The sequence below is a fragment of the Ornithinibacillus caprae genome (genome assembly GCF_009728145.1).
GTDB classification, from domain to species: Bacteria; Bacillota; Bacilli; order Bacillales; family Amphibacillaceae; genus Ornithinibacillus; species Ornithinibacillus caprae.
Genome location: NZ_WOCA01000003.1, coordinates 265,323 through 283,874, shown reverse-complemented (window position 1 = coordinate 283,874; position 18,552 = coordinate 265,323). Strand labels below are relative to the sequence as shown.

Below are 18,552 nucleotides of genomic sequence, written 5' to 3'. Positions count from 1 at the left end.
CTTACGAAGTAAATGATCTTGGGGTACTAAGTCTTCTATACTTACAAATTCCACTTCATTTTGAGTATTATTTCTAGTATGAAACACAGTTACCACCGCCTTATATTGTTACTTATATTATAACAAATTAACGCGGTGAATTGTTAAAGTATTCTAAATAAAAAACAGGCTGTCGAGGGTTTTTCGACAGCCTGAGACCGCAAAATAGCGGTCTAATTAAGATCTTTTACCATCGTCACATGTGGAATTCCAGCGTCCATGAATTCTCCAGATATGGTTTGGTATCCAAGACGTTTATAGAAGTCCTCTGCATGTGTTTGGGCATTTAATTTTGCTTTGGAATAACCTTTATCGATAATAACCTCTTCCATCGCTTCAATTATTTGTTTTCCAAATGATTTTCCACGATGTTCTTTTAACACGCATATGCGTTCAAGTTTACCGTAGCTATCAACGAATCGAAGTCTGCTGGCAGCAATCGGTACATCGTCTTGATAGCCTATAAAATGAATAGCTTCTGCATCATGTTCATCTAGCTCTTCCTCTGGTGGTACATGTTGTTCATCTACAAATACAATGGTCCTTACTTGAAAAGCATGTTTCTTTTCTTCGTTTGTTTCTACGATTTTTGTGTTCACACGGATTCCTTCCCAAAAACAAATGAATCATGTACAGTCCAAGACCCATTATCTAGTTGATATAAAAGTTGGAAACGATCGATGGTATCTTCGATTCTGAAGTCCTTCATTTTCAAGCTTCCAAATACATCCGAATACTCATCATCCAATAATTTTTGACCAATTGTAATGTGAGGAACAAAAGTGTACCGTTTATTATCAGGGAATTTACCAGCATGCATCTTCTTATATAAAGCTGTTAACGTGTCGTGTGGTTCTACTTTAAGATAAATGGTGTTTGTTACTGGTACAAACGAGCTAACCTTATTAATTTGAATCGTAAATGGTTTTGTTTCGTTCGCAATATGCTTTAACTCGACAACTAACTCATCTAATGTATCTTCATCTACTTCAAATGCTTCTTTTAAGGTAATATGTGGTGGAATTAGCGCGTAATGCGGATCGTATCGTTTTCTATACGAATTGGCTTCATCCTGTACTTTCTTAGAAGGAAAAATTGCAATACCATATTTCATTTTAAAACCTCCTACTCGATTTTTTCACTATTCGCTTAGCACGTATTTTTTCGTGTTCTTTTCATTATAACAAAAACAGCTTTAAATGAAGAGACTATTTTATGATTAAATGGAAAATTCTTTAAGTTTTTAAAACATTGTAGTCAATACTTCTGGCATATCCTTTTGCCAATACTTCCACGTGTGGTCACCATCGGGGATTTCTTTATAGTAATAAGTCGCCCCTTTCTGATCTAATACTTCTTTCAATTTACGGTTTGGCGTAACAAAATCAACTTCTGGATCAACCGTTGTTTTTACATTTGTCTCAGCGGTGCCAATGGTATGATAGATTTCTACACTTTGCAGATCCTTGGCATTATCTACAATTTCGAGTACCTTATCATCGACTAATGGGGACTGCATAATTACTTTCCCAAATGTGTTTGGATATTTGCTAGCGACTACAAGTGCAAGTGTTCCAGCAAGTGAATCTCCCATTAATGCACGTGAGCCTCCCATATGATAGGTTGGTAAAAAGTCATCGAGAAGTGGTACAACCTCATGTACTAAAAATTTAACATAAGCCTCATGCTGCTCGCCGTTTGGATGATATTTTTTTAATCGATCATGACGGTCTTTGTAATGAATTCCAACAAAGATTGTGTTTTCAATTTCATGGTCATCATGTAGCCGGTCACTAAGGGTAGCTATTCGACCTAATTGAAAATAATCATTACCATCCTGCATGATGCAAATATGGTATTTATATAACGGTGAAAACGATTCTGGCTGATATGTTTTTAGTGTCATGTTTTCCTGTAAATAGGTGCTATTGATCTCTTGTTCAATCATTTTTCCTTTACGTCCCAAAACGAAACCCTCACTTTCAAACTGCCTAATAATCCTAGTGTACCATTTTTCTTAACTACCTACCTCTTGTAACTGACCTTTGTATAGATCAAAATAATTTCTTCTAAGTTGCAATAATTCCTCGTGACTGCCTTGCTCCATGATTTCGCCATGCTTTAACAAGATAATCTTATCTGCTTCTTGGATAGTATTCAAGCGGTGAGCAATAATAAAGCTCGTTCTACCGTCCATTAATTTTTTCAGTGCTTCTTGAATTTTTAATTCGGTAATGGTGTCGATATTACTAGTTGCTTCATCTAACACAAGGATAGAAGGTTCCGCAATAAATGCTCGAGCAATGGTTAACAATTGCTTTTGCCCTTGACTGATACCACTACCTTCTTGGTCTAATACCGTATCATATCCATCAGGCAATTGAGTAATAAATTCATGTGCATTAGCTTTTTTGGCTGCTTCTGTTACTTCTTCATCAGTTGCGTCCAATCTTCCATAACGAATATTTTCACGAATAGTATCATGGAATAGGAAGGAGTCTTGAAGTACAAATGCCATATGTTTTCGTAGGCTAGATCGTTTTATTTTCTTCAGTTCTTTTCCGTCTAATGTAATTTTCCCACCATCGTAATTATAAAAACGTGAAATTAGATTAATAATCGTTGTTTTCCCAGCACCAGTATGACCGACAAATGCAATGGATTCACCAGGCTTCGCTTCAAAGCTAATATCCTTTAAAATAGCTTCATCCTCATACCCAAAGGAAACGTGCCTAAATTGGAAATGTCCTTGTGTTTCCGGTAATTCAATCGCAGAATGCTCATCCGTTTCTTCTTTCTCTTCATCGATTACATGAAACACGCGTTCTGCACCTGCAACAGCAGACAAGAGTACGTTAAATTGGTTTGATAGCTCATTTAGTGGTCGAGTAAATTGTCTAGCATACTCCGTGAAAATCACAATTATCCCAACGGTAACTAGTCCAGTTCCGTTAATTGCTAAAATCCCACCAACGAGTGCGATTAAACCAAAGCTCATGAAGTTAAGCATATTCATTACTTTAGGGATAAAACCAGCGATTGTTAATGCCCAAAACCCTGAGCGATTAAGCTTTTTATTCTTCTCTTCAAATTCGGCAATAACACGTTGTTCTTGTGAGTACGTTTTTACAACATGCTGACCAGAAACAATTTCTTCCACATATCCATTTAAATCACCTAAATCGTTTTGTTGTAATTTATATAATGGACCAGTTCTTCTAGTAATCCAGCGAGTCGCAAAGAACATAACTGGAATAATTGTCATCGTAACAACCGTTAGAATCGGACTCAAATAAATCATTACGGCTAATGTTCCAAGAAGGGTAAGCACACTTGAGAAAATTTGAATCACCGATTGGTTCAATGTGTTATTTATATTATCGATATCATTCGTAATTCTACTCATTAACTCTCCATGCTGTCGCTTATCAAAATAAGAGATCGGTAAGCGATGGAATTGATGAAATAGATCAGATCGTAAGTCGTAAACAGTATTTTGGGCAATCCCAACCATCCAGTAATTCTGCATAAAAATGGAAAGGGAATGGAATAGGTACACAACTAATAATCCGACAACGAGTGTCCCTAGACCAGCTACTTCTTTCTCAACAATATAGTCATCGATAGCCATACCAACCATAAAAGGGCCAAGTAAGCTTAAGCCAGAGCTCATGACCACCATTAAGATTACTAGCCATAGCTTTGCTTTTTCTCTAGCTAAATAAGACCAAATTCGTTTGATTGTTCCAGCTGTATTTCTCGCCCGTTTTTGTTTAATCTCATCTGATATGTTTTCAATTGGAATTTTTTTATATTGAAAAGGTTCTTTTAACTGTTTAATCGACATGAGGATACTCCTTTCCAAACTGAGATTCAACAATTTTTCGATATAAATCAGAGCTACGTATGAGTTCATCATGTGTTCCGATTGCAAGTATGTTTCCATAATCCATTAGCAAAATTCGATCAGCCTTCATTGCTGTAGATATTTTTTGCGTGATGATTAGCATGGTATGAACATCTTCTTGGATGGCCTCAAGTAGACGGGACTCCGTAGCTAAGTCAAGTGCACTTGTACTGTCATCCAGCATGAGGATTTTCGGTTTACGGATCAGTGCTCTAGCAATTGAAATACGTTGTTTTTGCCCACCGGAAAGATTAACACCTTTTTGACCAACCTTTGTATGATATTGGTCTGGTAAGTCCATAATGGTTTCGTGGATTTGTGCATCCTGTGCTGCTTTTAAAATCTCATCATGTGTTGCATTGTCCTTCCCCCAAGCGATGTTTTCGATGATTGGACCACTAAATAGCAGTGGACTTTGAGGTGCATAACCAATACTTCTTCGTAACGTGTCCAATGTATAGGAGGTGATTGGTTTGTCATCAATATAAATTTCACCTTTTGTTGTATCGTAAAGGCGTGGGATTAACTGGAATAATGATGTTTTCCCAGCACCAGTTGCTCCAATAATTGCTAGTTTTTCACCAGCATGAACAGTGAATGAAATATGTTTTAAGATAGGTTCCTCTGCCGTTGGATACGTGAATGATACATCTTGAAACTCAATTTTCCCAGCTGTAACAGGTTGAGTTTGCTGGGCATCTTTACGGTCTGATAAATCTACTTCTTCATTTAATACGTCACTGAGACGATCGGCAGATGCTTTTGTACGCGAGAAAGCCATGATAATAAATGAGAACATAGAAATTGCCATTGCCACACGCATTGCATAATTAACGATTGCTACGACATCCCCAACTTCCGTAGTTCCTGCTAGAGATTGCGCATTGCCAAACCAAAGGATCGCGATTAAGCTAACGTTCATGATGAACAGTAAAACTGGCATGGATGCCTCAACAAAACGGAATGTTGTACGGGTATTATTTTTTAAACGTGTATTTGCAGTCATAAAGCGATTTTCTTCGTAATTACGACGGAAGAAAGCCTTAATCAAACGCATTCCAGCCAAATTTTCCTGCATAACACGGTTTACATAATCGACACTACGTTGTACACGATCAAACATTTTTGTAGCTTTTTTGAGGACCCATAATAAAAATCCGATGAGAAGCGGAACGGTTATGAGGAAAATAACGGCTAATCGTGGATTTACGATGAAAGCCATAATAACGCCACCCGCAACTAGTAATGGCGCTTTTACCATAATTCGAAGTGCCATAAAAATCGTGTTTTGTATTTGGCGTACATCGTTAGTGAAGCGCGTCATTAATCCAGACGTTGGATATTTATTTAAATTAGCAAATGAAAATGCCTGAACCTTACGGAATAGTCTTTCACGCATATCATGAGCAAATCCCCAGCTTACGTGTGAAGCAAAGAATGAATTAATAATTCCAGAAATAAAGGAAAAGATCGCAAGCCCGATCATGATACTTCCCCACATGATAATATTATTTAAGTCCTGTGCCATAACCCCATTATTAATCATTTTCCCTAAGAAGAAAGGAAGTAACAGCTCGACTGCTAATTCAATCAGCATGAGACTAAAGGCAACAAAAGCCGGTAGTTTGTAGTTCTTTAAGGATGATAAGACTGTTTTCACGAATAAACCCCCGTTGTCAAAATTCTTTGTTTAAATAAAAAATTATTATTGTTTAATTATAATGGATATACAACTATATTTCCAAATATTTATTTCTGAACTCGAAATAAATTGGTGGGTTGTTTGGAAGGTTGTGTTTTTCTTGCCTGATTAGTTGTTTGAGGAATGATCTTTATTATTAAAAATGAAGTTTATTTTGAAAGAATTGTACGACAAATTATTCAATGAGATGCTTTTTATTTCTTATTGACAGATATTACTAGACTACATATAATTAAATCAGTTATATATTATTATACGATTCCGTAGCTCAGCTGGGAGAGCGCCACCTTGACAGGGTGGAGGTCGTTGGTTCGAGCCCAATCGGAATCATACTCAGAACCATTGATAAAAAGCCATTCCTTGTTAGTTAGGAATTGGCGCTAGTATCTTTTTACATTGTTTTTGCCGACGAAATGGTAATTTTAAGTCTTTCTTTTTTACGCTGCACTTCCAATTTTTTTATTGGTTCGATTAAAGTTTGCGAAATAACAACATTTCGATGATTTGCTGATATATTCCCATTTCTAATTTCTGAACCTGGTATCCATCATCTTTTGAATATGTCAGAGCCTGTTCAACATGTACAATACTTTTTTTGTAATCGAAATGTTTAAATTCCAAACCATACAACTTAGAACGGCGCATACCAGTAGTAATAGCAAGCTTAATGATTATTTGCCAGTGTGGAACTCTGACTTCTGATTCTAAATATTCCAATAAGTGTGAAGCTTCTTCAGCTATCGGGGTTAATGGTAGCGGGATATCAAGGGAAATTAAGTAGTAAGATTGGGTTCAACTGAATTGGAAAAAAGGTAATGATATCAGCACTTGTAGCTGTACGCACGCAATAGACACAGTATTAGGAGATGGCCACATGGTAAGAGATGCGGTCATCTTCTTTTATTTAGCTAACGAGTTACTGTAAATCAGATTACTATAAAGAGTTGGAATTTGTAGAACGGAGAATGAAGTATACAGATTGCTTACACGTTGATTCGACTTACACAACGATTGCACACCTATGGTTGATTAAACGCCTTGTACAAGCCTCAGAATGGCGTTTTGTGGCCGATGAGGACCATTCCCTTATTACTTCTGTCAATCGAGTCTTTTCGAAGGAAATTAGGCAATCTGATGCTCATCATTTTCTATGTCAAACCGATAAGAGTAAAACAAGGAAACAGCCTCGTGAAGAATTTGTACAAGCAAGAGTTGATTTGATTAATTGGAGAACGATGCGAGGACTTGGAACAAGGTCTCTAAGAAAATTGGCATTCTTACAACTACAAGAATTGTTCGAGAACCATTCATTTCACAAAGAGGTAACAACTGCTTTAGGAACGCATTTAGAATATGCTGATAATCCAATACATCACCCTCTTGCGACAATTGATAGAGGCTTTCGTTCAGTAGATTGTACAACAAACCTATCATCTCTAGAACCAAAAGATGTTGCTTCCTTAATATTGAATGTAAATGATAATGCTACAAACACCTTTATTCAACAGATTCGAAGAAGGCTATCCATATTAGAAAGACCTCTAATAACTGCTCGTGGGGATGGGAAAAGTTATATTTATTCAAACTTCAAACCGAGGTATGCTCAGATGGCTATTACTATACTAAGTACCTATTATAATTTTTGTTTTGCCTATAAAACAAACGGAACAATTAAAACTCCTGTACAACGATTAGGTTTAACCGAGAAAGTATTTGATTTGAAAGATATAATTTATTTAAGATAGTTCACTTTATCAAGTGAACTTATTTTTTTAAAAGGTAAATAAGAAATTAATGTTAAAATAAATATATAGATTGTGAAATGATATTCTTAAACTAAAGAGGCAGGAAAGTGTAAGAAGAGTTAATTCTAAATAAGTAATTTTAGGAAGAGGAGATACAAAAAATGAAAAAGCGAAAGGTCGGAATTTTACTGTTTGACTATGTAGATGTTTTAGATTTTACTGGTCCCGCTGAGGTTTTATCATTAACTGCAAATAATAAAGCCGAACAAGCATTAACCCTTTACAAAAAGAATTTATTACCAAAGAGACCATTTGAGGTATTTACTCTTTCAGAAACAGGAATGGAAATAAAAACTCATTCAGGGATAAAAGTACAACCTGATTTTAGCATTAATGATAGTCCTGATTTAGATATTCTAATTGTTCCAGGTGGTCCCTTAAGAGCGGTGCAATCTATGGCTAAAAACCAAAAGATAATAGATTGGATTATTAAACATAAAATTATTGAATATATATGTTCTGTTTGTACTGGAGCGTACATATTAGGAGAAACTGGCTTGTTAGATGGAAAGAATGCAACTACTCACCATTTAGCATTGAAATTGCTACAAGAAAAGTATCCTGAGATTCAAGTTTTATCCGATAGAAAAGTTGTACAGGATGACAACATCATATCTTCTGGTGGAGTTTCTTCAGGAATAAACATGGCACTATATATTGTTGAGCAAATTTTGGGAAAATCTACTGCTGAAAGAACTGCTAAAACTATTGAATTTACAATATAAATTTTTCACTAAAAGGTGCGTTAGTTCAATTATGTTAGTAAAATATATCATCAAAAAACGCTCAGAAATAATCTGAGCGTTTTTACTTGCCATTTATATTACCAATTTACTGTTGAAATATATACTACTTAGCCTGTTATTTATAGGGTAATTAGTATTTTTCTCCCCATCAACCGAACCCATTAAGGTTTTTCTCCAGCCTTTTATTTATAAGCTTCTTATTGCTAACGCCCCACTTTACTTCAACAAGAAAAGGCAAAAGCCTTATTCAGAATTCACACCCAATTGTAAGGAATAACCAACCAAAACGGTTTAATAAGCTATACTTAATGTACATTGCCGACCCATTAGGTCGGCTTAACTTCATATTACAGGATGTTTATTTTAGCAACTAAAGCAAGTAAAACTTGTAATAGCACTTGCGCATTTACTGCTACATCTGTATCTGTTGTAGAGACTTTAACCCCACGAGAATTTTCAATATACGTTTGTTGTCTGTTTACTTGATTGGATGTTAATCTAGATAGTAAATCTTGTGTTACTCTCTCAGCCTTATCACTATCAGCGATTGATAAGCTTATTACTAATGAAATTGCTGCTTGAAGGGCAACTTGCAGGTTGATAGCCGCTTGGGTATCAGTGCTTGTTACTTCAACATCAGCTGAATCCTTAATTATAATAGATTCAAATGACTGTTGGATAGATTTTATTATTTGACCAGCATCTTGTGTTTCGTTTTCTAAAGGATGAACACTTGTTGGGTCAAGTGCATTCCAATTACTTACCTGTCTACCACTTACCATAGGTTTTTCTCCTTCCCATACTCTACTTTCCATCATTTATTCTCCTCCCTAAAATAATAAATTTACATTACACTGTATGTGAATAGTCTAGGAAAAGGAAAGGCTTAAGACTAGTGCGTAGAAAATGTGCTTTTATCTATTTAAAAGAAAAAAAGAATGGAACATGCTGTTACTTAGCGCCCATTCTTTTTCTTTAAGGAACAATCATTTTTTCGTTGTTCTTGTTAAGGAGTTTACACCCTTTTGTAAGTCTCTGACTAATTTTTTTAATTCCTGCTTTTCCTTTAGATTGAGCCTTTGGGGTTTATCTAGGCTTATTCCATGTCGCTTAAATGTTGAGTTAATAAGCATATCTATACTCTTTTTAGAAATGTTATCAAATTCTCTATTATTACCCATTTGTCCAACCCTCCATATTTAGATTCGATTTTCTTTAATAGGTTATGCAGTTATAGAAGCTAGAGTGTTATGGATAATTGCCCTTTTAATTTGGTTATCAAATGTATCGCTTCGGCTTTTATGCCAATCAACCGATTTTTTTAAGTAAAGAGGCGTGCCCTGGCAAAGAGTATACGTAAAGAATCAAAATCATGAAATAACTGATGAATTGATACATCAATATCATCATATTGTTCAATAAAAAGCCTCATCTGGCCATATATCATAAACTGACTTATTTAACCTCGGGCAACTTTATATGCTGTACTAAGTTTTGGTTCGGTACCGTTTATTAAATCGGTTATTGTGTTTGGTATAACACCAGCTTTTTCTGCAATCCAACCCTTTAAACAGCCTTGCTCTTTTCGAATCTTTTCTAAATTATTTTTCATAATTAACACCTCACAATTTAAATTCTTAATAGTGAGCCGTTAATCCTTCAATGAAAATGCGCTACTTTTGACATAAAACAACCCTTTTAGTCGAAGGGTAGAGATAGGCTATAAAAGCTGTATCGCTCGCCTGCGCTATGCTACAGCATATGAGTTGATTTTCCTCTCACTCAATATTAGAGATAAACTCCCTTCATAAATGAGTGAAGTTCTATCTCTTTTTATTTTACTTCATTTAATGTTAAATATAATAAATAAGGGAAACGTAAAAATGTATTTAATAAATGAAAGGTAATGATGTAATGACAAATAAAAAGAATATAGGGTGGAACTTTGACAATACGTATTCGCAACTACCAGAAGCCTATTTCACCAAACAAAATCCAACACCAGTTCGTTCGCCACAATTAAGAATATTTAATGAACCGCTGGCAAAATCGCTAGGATTAGAAGCCCAGACTCTTCAAAGTCAAGAGGGAATAGAAGTATTTTCGGGGAACAATATTCCTGATGGTGGTTTTCCACTAGCACAAGCATATGCAGGACATCAATTTGGTCACTTTACGATGTTAGGTGATGGTAGAGCGGTTCTAATCGGGGAGCAAAATACGCCAACAGGTGAACGCTTTGATATTCAACTCAAGGGAGCAGGTGCAACTCCGTATTCCCGTGGGGGAGATGGTCGTGCAACACTCGGACCGATGTTACGAGAATATATCATTAGTGAAGCAATGCATGCACTAGGAATACCTACAACGCGTAGTTTAGCGGTAGTGACAACTGGGGAAGAAGTCATGCGTGAAACAGCACTGCCTGGTGCGATTTTAACTCGAGTTGCAGCAAGTCATTTACGCGTTGGTACATTCGAATACTCGATTCGATGGGGAACCGATGAAGAACATCAGCAGCTAGCTGATTATGCAATAAAACGTCATTATCCAGCTGTTGAAGCGGATGAAAATAAATATCTTTCCTTGCTTCGTGAGGTTAGTAAGCGACAGGCAGCATTAATTGCAAAGTGGCAATTGGTCGGCTTTATTCATGGTGTGATGAACACGGACAATATGACAATAAGTGGGGAGACCATTGATTATGGTCCATGTGCCTTCATGGATGAGTATGATCCAGAAACGGTATTCAGTTCGATTGATCGCCAAGGTAGGTACGCGTATGGAAATCAACCAGGTATTGGTAGATGGAACCTAACGCGATTTGCTGAAACATTGGTACCGTTCATGCATGAAGATCAAGATCAGGCAGTCGAACTTGCAAAGAACGTGCTTTCTGAGTATGCGGATTTATATCAGCAGTATTGGCTAGACGGGATGAGAGCTAAACTAGGGTTAGTTAATGAAGAAAGACAGGATGAATCCTTAATAAAAGTTCTTCTCCAAGTAATGAAAAAATATAATGCAGACTACACTAATACTTTTCGTGCATTAACGATCGATCAGCTGGAAGGAATGACCCTGTTCGCCTCACAAGAATTTAAACAGTGGCATGAACAGTGGAAGGATCGATTAAGCAGACAGCAGGAGTCGAAAGAACAGGTTCAAGAATTAATGCGAAAAAATAACCCATCAGTAATACCTCGAAATCACCGAGTAGAAGAGGCATTGGAAGCGGCAGTTGAACATGGTGATTATAGTGTTTTGAAGAAACTACTTGATGTTCTTTCGAAACCATATGCTTATTCTCCTGACCAAAAAGAGTATTGTAAACTTCCCGCGCCATCAGATAGACCTTATCAAACGTTTTGTGGTACGTGATATAAGAGTATTTAAAAAAAATGCTACCTGTCTTGCAACAAGGTAGCATTTTTAGTCCATTTATTTCGTCAAAAACATCTCCGTATAGTATGGCTGTGAATCCTGATTAAAAGCAACTCCTACACCTAATGCTCTAAAATCAGTGTGTAAAATATTTTCCCGGTGACCTAAGGAATTCATCAGACCTTCGTGAGCGAAAATACTACTTGATTGACCTGCTGCAAGATTTTCTCCTGCCATTTGAAAGGCGATATCGTCTTCTTCCATACGGTCAAACGGGGATTGTCCAGCAGGATTAGTATGGCTAAAATAGTTATTGTCTGCCATATCCTTACTATGATTTCGAGCAGTTTTCCTAACCGAGTCATCCCAGGATAAAACAGGAAGCCCTCGTTCAACCCTTGCAGCATTCGTTAAATCGAATAATTGATATTCAAATCCTTCCTTCAATTCATCACTTGGCTCTCCGAAGAATTCTTCCTTTTGCTGTTCGAGCTTTTCACTAATAATTTGTATAGCTGTTACTGTATTTTCTTCATGCTTATCATAAAAGATCGTTACATAATTTTGATCAATAAGAAATGTATCATATTCTCCGTTGCTTTGAACTTGATAATTTACAAACCCTTTTCGAATGCTTTTAAGTGGTTTACCTAGCTCTTCTAGAACAGAATCTCTTGAGCTATTAAATGTTACATCATGTGTAGAATTCATCAGACCTTGATTTGTATACAACCCAACCACTTTATCCTGGTTATCATAGGCAACCATGAAAAAGTTTTGGAAGTTTTCATGATACGTAACCCAGTTAACCCCATATTCATTTAATGTTGAGCGCTCCGGCTCACCTGCCTCTTCTTCAACCGTTGAACGATCATCACCGAGCTCCACATTATGAACTGAAAAAGATTGTTCTACAGGAGTATCTAGATCAGGCTTTTTTACATTAGGATGAATAGGTTGTTGTTCTTGGTCTTGATCGTTTTCTATAAATTTCCCAAACAGTACCTGAATCTCTTGATTGATTGTTTCCAGTGTACTGATAACTTTAGGGTTTTCTTTTATTTCATTAACATCGGAGCGAATATCTTCTATAACTCCATGAACACCAGAGCGATTAAATGAATCTCCGTAAAAATGCCAAAAAACACCAGCAATTATTAGTAACAATATAATATTCCGTACTTTTGGCATAATCTCACTCCTGTCTTGTTTCTATTATTTACATGTAAGATTCATAGATAACTGAACCAATTTTTAATTACTCGTAGAGAATTTTATACATTAATAATTTTATAGTATTCACGTTTACATGGCGAGTATATACCAATGAAATTCAACTAACAATTTTTGGGCTTTATAATTACTTCGTGATTTTGAAAATGTCAATGCCAAGTGAAGTTGATTAATGGAGTGGTGTAATAAAAGATAAAAAGGATGAAATCAATGATCCACGATTTCATCCTTTACATTAAACTCTATTCAACTTCTCACAATTACTTATCTCCATCATTCAATTTTCTAGCTTCTTCAGGACTAGACATTTTGGTTGAACCTTTATAACGAAGACCTACATCACGGTCTGACTCTACGCGTCTGCTTTGTTTAAGCTTCTTTTCTTGACGATCTCTTCCCAATTTTAGCACCTCCTGTCTTTAACATGAGATATTTTGGGAATAATATTCACATGTAATTAGGTCAAAATAAAAGTCTATGCTAAAAATTTAAATATAAGATGTTATGAAAGAAGAGTCTTCATAATGAATTGAATTTAGGAGGACTTTAGATGTGGTATGCGATTATGTGGGGAACGATTGCAGCATCAGCAACCTTGCTAGGTGCTCTCCTTGTTTTAAAGTTCTCCATTCCTAAACGATTAATAGCTTATATTATGGCACTTGGTACAGGTGCATTAATTGGAGCAACAACATTTGAGTTATTAGAAGATGCGGTGAAGTGGAGTGGGTTTAAAGAAACTGCCATTGGATTTCTTGGTGGAGCATTACTTTTTACCTTTTTTAATATCCTTGTTTCCCGTCGTGGGGGTCATAAACGGAAAAAATATGATCGTCAGGAGCAGTCGGAGGATGACGCCAAGCCGGAATCAGGGTTAGCGATTTTTATTGGAACCGTAATGGATACACTACCAGAGTCTGCAATGATTGGGATGAGCCTTATCGGTGGAGGTAGTGTTAGTTTAGCATTGGTTATTTCTATATTTATCAGTAATTTACCTGAAGGAATTTCAAGTACCGTTGGAATGCAAAAGAGCGGATACTCAAAGAAGAAAATAGTAGTCCTTTGGGTCTTGGTTGTATTCTTCTCAGCATTAAGTTCCTGGGGTGGGGCATTGCTTGAATCTGCATCAGATAGTATTAAGGCAATTATGAGTGCGTTTGCTGGTGGTGCGATAATTTCTATGATTGCTTCTACCATGATGCCAGAAGCATTTAAACAGGGAGGGCCAACGGTAGGATTTGTTACTGCAATTGGCTTATTTATTTCTCTGTGGTTACATCATTTATAAGTATTGGCCCTTCTTCTAACTTAAAAGTTAATTGCCATTCATTTTTCTCTGTATTACAATTAATAATTGTGATTCAAAGATGAGAGGATTTTTACATGGATAGAAAAATTGGCTTTATAGGTAGTGGGAAGATGGCAGAAGCAATTATTGGAGGGATCATCGATTCGGAATTTGTTGATCCAGAAAATGTTTTTGCTTCCAATCGAACGATGCCAAAACTATTAAATCTAAAGGCAACTTACGGAATACAGATTGCTGAAAATAATGTCGATGTAGCTAAGAAATGTGACATCGTGTTTCTAGCGATCACTCCTGATAAATATGCTTCGGTTATATACGAAATAAAAGATGTCATTCAGGAGGATGCGATTGTTGTCCTTATTGCAGTTGGGCAATCTATTGCGCAAAATGAAGAACGTTTTTCGAAAAACACGAAGGTCGTAAAGGCAATGCCAAATACGCCTGTGCTTGTTGGCGAAGGATTAACGAGTATTAGATTTAATTCATTTGTTACGGATGAAGAAAAGGAAGAAATCAAAGCGTTATTTGAGAGCTTCGGAAAAGCGGAAGTAATGGATGAAAGCTTAATGGATGCAGCAAGCGCAGTTGGAGGTTCATCACCAGCTTTTGTATATATGTATATGGAAGCACTAGCTGATGCAGCAGTATTACATGGGATGCCTAGAGAACAAGCGTATCGAATAGCGGCACAATCTGTGTTAGGATCAGCAAAAATGATGCTAGAAACTGGACTTCACCCAGGTAAGTTGAAGGATGATGTTTGCTCTCCTGGTGGTTCAACTATCCAGTCTGTAGCAAGTCTTGAGGAAAGTGGATTTCGCTCAGCAGTGATCAAAGCAGTGCAGGCGAATGTAAGTAAGTTGGAGAAAAAATAATCTTTTCCAAGCGTGAATTCCTTATATGGAATTCACGCTTTTCTTATGCTGAAGTAAAGAAAATACGATTATCATATGAAATGTATCTGAGAGTCATTATTTCAACTACTAGCCATTCGGCAAAAGCTGTTTACAGAGTAATTTTAGGGAAATTGAATAGCGTCTTGATTTATGACCGATACTTTTAATTACGGATAGTTATTGTACTTGAAGGAGTGGCTTGCTTGTGGTGACTCGGATCAAAGTCTGGATGATAAGAATTAGAGATAGTTTTTGGTTTGTTCCAGCAATCTATAGTTTTATTTCTTTGATTTTAGCTGTTGTATTTCATCACGTTGATGAATGGATGGTAGGAGAGGGAAATTATAAATTGCCTCGTATGTTGGTCATTAGTGATGAGATTGCTAGGGGATTATACACCTCATTAGTTACTGCAATATTAACAATGACAACAATTAGCTTTTCGGTAATTATGGTAGTACTCACGACGTACTCCTCACAATTTTCACCACGTACCCTACAGGATTTTATGCAAAGTAAGGTAACCCACCATGTATTAGGGGTGTTTTGCTTTGGGTTTATGTTTGCTTTAATTAATCTCGTTTTAATTGGAACCCACGATACCATTATAGGACCAATCCTTATGGTTATCATTTCCATTTTTTGTTTAGCTTTTTTTATTTACTTTATCCATCATGCTGCAAGGTGGTTGCAGGTTAGTAGCTTGATTGAATATATCCATTATGATAGCTCTCGTGTTATTAAGGATTTTTTTAATAAAAAAGAGTTTGGTGAATTCGAGATGTGGGATGAGTCTGAGCTGAGAAGACTTAAAAGGTTACCACATCATGTTTTACAGGCAAAAAATGCTGGATACATTCAAAAGATAGAATGGCAGTCCTTAGTGAATTGGGCTAGATTAAATGATTGTGTGATTGATCTACGCCAACAGATTGGTGATTATGTTACCAAGGATTTACCAATAGTAACCGTATATTCCGCTTATGATTCACTAGAATTAGAGCCCATTCGAGAATATATTATTATTGGAAGTGAACGTACAGACTTGGAGGATATTGAATTTAACATTCAAAAGCTAGTGGAAATAGCAGTGAAAGCAGTTTCTCCTTCCATCAATGATCCAGATACAGCCACTGATTGTATTAATAGGATTGGTTCGGTACTAACTGATTTAGGAAATGGATTTAAGGAAATTCCGTATCTAACAGACAAAAAGAACGATTTAAGAGTTATAAGGAAGACAAAACCTTATGAGAATTATTTATACAAGAGCTTTTACCAAATTCTTTATTATGGGAAAGAGGATGTTTCGATCTGTTACAGTTTGTTGGAAGTTTTATATAAGATGTCCATTTCGAGTAAGGATTATGCAATTAGAAGAAAGATATGGGCGTTTCATTATTATATAGTAAATTCGATTGATTGGGACTCATTACAGGATTTAGATCGTCAGCATGTAGAGTCAATTTATCGAAAGTTAAAAGAGGTTTCTAGAAAAATATAAATTTGAAGGGGTTCTATGAATGATTTGGAGCGTCTTTTAAAAAGTGATTATATTGGTCTTCTGATGTTTACGAAAATATATTAAAGGATGCTCTCTTCCTGGAAAAGTCATAGAAGGCTATAACGTCATATAGGCATGATGACATGCTTTAGAACAGGAACATCCTTTTATTAGCAGACAGGAAAGCCTAGACTTTCCTAACCTGCTTAAGTACAACTAAGGCATTCACTATAAGGGTTTGGTGAATGCCTTGTATTCTTATGATTGCTTATTACTTTCCAATATATAGCTTAAGGAACCGATGGCGGTGCCAAGCGCTGCACCACCAACAACTTCAATAGGCATATGGCCAAGCATTTCTTTTAGTTCTCTTTCACGCTTTTTATACGAATAACCTGGATGATGATCTGCCAATTTTTCTAATTGCTCGTACATATCATTTACAGCAATAGCAGTTTGGCCAGCCTGCCAGCGTATCCCCATTGCGTCATACATGACAATTAAGCTAAAGATACTGCTGACTCCAAAATCAATAGAGGGAACACCTTTTTTTAATGCTACATACGTCGTTAATGATGTAACGGCAGAGGAGTGAGAACTTGGCATATCGCCAGAACCAACAATTTTTTTCCAATCCCACTCTCCGGTTTCAAGATAATGTATAGGTACCTTAAGTAACTGTGCTGCTCCAATCCCTACTAAAGCAGTAGTTATCGCTCGATTTAACATAACGTCACCTCAAACTTAAGATGAAACACAACCCACTCTTTTATACATCTAATCAACCGAGTAACGACAAATTCCGACAAGTGACAGGCACTTGACAGAAAATTTTCTATCCACTAGTACTTTTGACTCGCAATATATGAACACCTCTATTATAATTGGTTCTTGGATTAGACATATTGTTCGACAAAATACCCTAGAATCTGACAAGTGACAGGCACTTGTTACTTAAATATTAAAAAAGTATGTAAATTTTGTGGCTTTTGTTGAACTTTGTTGATTAATATTTTAATATTAAGTGTGGAAACTTAATAACTATTGGAAATAATCAAATAAGAAGGATATTTTTAGGAGGAAGTAACATTGAATTTATTATCTAAAGCAAGAAGAATTAATGCTACGTTACAGAATTCAACTGGTGATTCAGTTGATTATAAAGAGCTTGCACAAACCCTACGTGAGGTTATCGATGCAAACATTTTTATCGTAACTAAAGAAGGTGACTTACCTGGATTTTCTATCGTTGAGGAAATTGAAAATGACCGTATGAAGAAAATGCTTGAAGAACGTCATTTTCCGGAGTCGTATACTGATGGTTTAATAAGAATTTATGATACGACTGCTAATCTGGATATCGATAGTGAACTCACTGCTTTCCCAGTAGAGAATAAAGAACTATTTAAGAGTGGCTTAACTACTATCGTACCAATTATTGGTGGTGGAGAAAGATTAGGGACGTTAATTCTTTCTCGACTTGATCAGGAGTTCTCAAGTGATGATTTATTGTTAGCTGAATATGGTGCAACTGTTGTTGGAATGGAGATTCTACGTGATAAAGCAGAGGAAAAAGAACTTGAAGTGCGTAACAGTACGGTTGTACAAATGGCAATGAGTTCTCTTTCATTTAGTGAGTTAGAAGCGGTTGACCATATCTTTGAAGAATTAGATGGTAAAGAAGGATTACTTGTTGCATCTAAAGTTGCAGATCGTGTGGGTATTACACGCTCAGTAATCGTTAACGCATTAAGAAAACTAGAGAGTGCAGGTGTAATCGACTCTCGTTCATTAGGTATGAAAGGAACTTACATTAAAGTCCTTAATGATAAATTCCTTGTAGAACTAGATAAAATCAGAAATAACTAGTAAGTACGAAATCCCCAAGTGAGAATTCTCATTTGGGGATTTTTACATGCATACATCATTTACGTTAATTTAGTCACACTAATACCAAAGGATAAAGGAGGATTTTCATTGAGTAATAAAGGGAAAAAAGAAAAGAAAAAGAACTTAAATAAAGA

19 protein-coding genes and 1 tRNA gene are annotated in these 18,552 nt (G+C 36.1%); 9 read left to right on the top strand and 11 right to left on the bottom strand.

What is annotated here, in order from left to right:
* Positions 1-212 precede the first annotated feature (212 nt).
* The 5 genes from GMD78_RS06545 to GMD78_RS06525 form a co-directional block, all read right to left on the bottom strand.
* Entirely contained in the window at positions 213-638 is a 426-nt protein-coding gene (locus GMD78_RS06545) for a GNAT family N-acetyltransferase (protein WP_343042155.1), read from the bottom strand.
* Positions 635-1,153: a YjcG family protein gene (locus GMD78_RS06540; RefSeq protein WP_155668026.1), complete on the bottom strand. Its 519-nt coding sequence runs from the start codon at positions 1,151-1,153 to the stop codon at positions 635-637. The genes GMD78_RS06545 and GMD78_RS06540 overlap by 4 nt, the downstream gene beginning before the upstream one ends.
* 129 nt (positions 1,154-1,282) lie before the next feature.
* On the bottom strand, positions 1,283-2,005 hold the full coding sequence (locus GMD78_RS06535) for an alpha/beta hydrolase (RefSeq protein ID WP_155668025.1): 723 nt from the start codon (positions 2,003-2,005) through the stop codon (positions 1,283-1,285).
* A 51-nt stretch (positions 2,006-2,056) separates the two neighbouring features.
* Positions 2,057-3,886, bottom strand: a complete 1,830-nt coding sequence (locus GMD78_RS06530) for an ABC transporter ATP-binding protein (RefSeq protein WP_155668024.1) — start codon at positions 3,884-3,886, stop codon at positions 2,057-2,059.
* Positions 3,876-5,606, bottom strand: a complete 1,731-nt coding sequence (locus GMD78_RS06525) for an ABC transporter ATP-binding protein (RefSeq protein ID WP_343042154.1) — start codon at positions 5,604-5,606, stop codon at positions 3,876-3,878. The genes GMD78_RS06530 and GMD78_RS06525 overlap by 11 nt, the downstream gene beginning before the upstream one ends.
* 299 nt (positions 5,607-5,905) lie before the next feature.
* Here GMD78_RS06525 and GMD78_RS06520 point away from each other — a divergent pair.
* The 4 genes from GMD78_RS06520 (at position 5,906) to GMD78_RS06505 (ending at position 8,178) form a co-directional block, all read left to right on the top strand.
* Positions 5,906-5,978, top strand: a tRNA-Val gene (locus GMD78_RS06520).
* Positions 5,979-6,444: 466 nt separating this feature from the next.
* Entirely contained in the window at positions 6,445-6,573 is a 129-nt protein-coding gene (locus GMD78_RS22010; RefSeq protein ID WP_484549345.1) for a phage holin family protein, read from the top strand.
* 40 nt (positions 6,574-6,613) lie between these two features.
* Complete coding sequence (locus GMD78_RS06510) at positions 6,614-7,393, top strand: hypothetical protein (RefSeq protein WP_246187581.1); 780 nt, start codon at positions 6,614-6,616, stop codon at positions 7,391-7,393.
* Between the two features lie 161 nt (positions 7,394-7,554).
* Entirely contained in the window at positions 7,555-8,178 is a 624-nt protein-coding gene (locus tag GMD78_RS06505; RefSeq protein WP_155668022.1) for a DJ-1/PfpI family protein, read from the top strand.
* Between the two features lie 368 nt (positions 8,179-8,546).
* Here GMD78_RS06505 and GMD78_RS06500 read toward each other — a convergent pair whose 3' ends face one another.
* The 3 genes from GMD78_RS06500 to GMD78_RS06490 form a co-directional block, all read right to left on the bottom strand.
* Entirely contained in the window at positions 8,547-9,014 is a 468-nt protein-coding gene (locus GMD78_RS06500) for a spore coat protein (protein WP_246187590.1), read from the bottom strand.
* A 171-nt stretch (positions 9,015-9,185) separates the two neighbouring features.
* Complete coding sequence (locus GMD78_RS06495) at positions 9,186-9,380, bottom strand: hypothetical protein (RefSeq protein ID WP_155668021.1); 195 nt, start codon at positions 9,378-9,380, stop codon at positions 9,186-9,188.
* Between the two features lie 278 nt (positions 9,381-9,658).
* A complete protein-coding gene (locus GMD78_RS06490; protein WP_155668020.1) occupies positions 9,659-9,811 on the bottom strand; it encodes a helix-turn-helix domain-containing protein in 153 nt (50 codons plus the stop codon).
* 302 nt (positions 9,812-10,113) lie between these two features.
* Here GMD78_RS06490 and GMD78_RS06485 point away from each other — a divergent pair, with 302 nt between their 5' ends.
* A complete protein-coding gene (locus GMD78_RS06485; RefSeq protein WP_155668045.1) occupies positions 10,114-11,580 on the top strand; it encodes a protein adenylyltransferase SelO in 1,467 nt (488 codons plus the stop codon).
* Between the two features lie 60 nt (positions 11,581-11,640).
* On the opposite strand, the gene GMD78_RS06480 is transcribed toward GMD78_RS06485, so the two are convergent.
* Together GMD78_RS06480 and GMD78_RS06475 are read right to left on the bottom strand one after the other, a co-directional pair.
* Positions 11,641-12,774: a CAP domain-containing protein gene (locus GMD78_RS06480; RefSeq protein ID WP_155668019.1), complete on the bottom strand. Its 1,134-nt coding sequence runs from the start codon at positions 12,772-12,774 to the stop codon at positions 11,641-11,643.
* A 302-nt stretch (positions 12,775-13,076) separates the two neighbouring features.
* Positions 13,077-13,217 (bottom strand): YpzI family protein, encoded by a 141-nt coding sequence (locus tag GMD78_RS06475; RefSeq protein WP_155668018.1) that lies wholly within the window; start codon positions 13,215-13,217, stop codon positions 13,077-13,079.
* Between the two features lie 149 nt (positions 13,218-13,366).
* Here GMD78_RS06475 and GMD78_RS06470 point away from each other — a divergent pair, with 149 nt between their 5' ends.
* From GMD78_RS06470 to GMD78_RS06460, 3 genes are all read left to right on the top strand, one after another.
* Entirely contained in the window at positions 13,367-14,107 is a 741-nt protein-coding gene (locus GMD78_RS06470) for a ZIP family metal transporter (RefSeq protein ID WP_155668017.1), read from the top strand.
* Between the two features lie 95 nt (positions 14,108-14,202).
* Positions 14,203-15,003 carry a pyrroline-5-carboxylate reductase gene (gene proC / locus GMD78_RS06465; RefSeq protein WP_155668016.1) on the top strand — a complete coding sequence of 267 codons (801 nt, stop codon included), beginning with the start codon at positions 14,203-14,205 and terminating at the stop codon, positions 15,001-15,003.
* Positions 15,004-15,229: 226 nt separating this feature from the next.
* Complete coding sequence (locus tag GMD78_RS06460) at positions 15,230-16,528, top strand: DUF2254 domain-containing protein (protein WP_343042153.1); 1,299 nt, start codon at positions 15,230-15,232, stop codon at positions 16,526-16,528.
* A 258-nt stretch (positions 16,529-16,786) separates the two neighbouring features.
* Here the strand turns inward: GMD78_RS06460 and GMD78_RS06455 are convergent, their stop codons facing one another.
* On the bottom strand, positions 16,787-17,257 hold the full coding sequence (locus tag GMD78_RS06455; RefSeq protein ID WP_155668014.1) for a divergent PAP2 family protein: 471 nt from the start codon (positions 17,255-17,257) through the stop codon (positions 16,787-16,789).
* Between the two features lie 360 nt (positions 17,258-17,617).
* Here GMD78_RS06455 and codY point away from each other — a divergent pair, with 360 nt between their 5' ends.
* Positions 17,618-18,397 (top strand): GTP-sensing pleiotropic transcriptional regulator CodY, encoded by a 780-nt coding sequence (codY, locus tag GMD78_RS06450; protein ID WP_155668013.1) that lies wholly within the window; start codon positions 17,618-17,620, stop codon positions 18,395-18,397.
* Positions 18,398-18,552 lie beyond the last annotated feature (155 nt).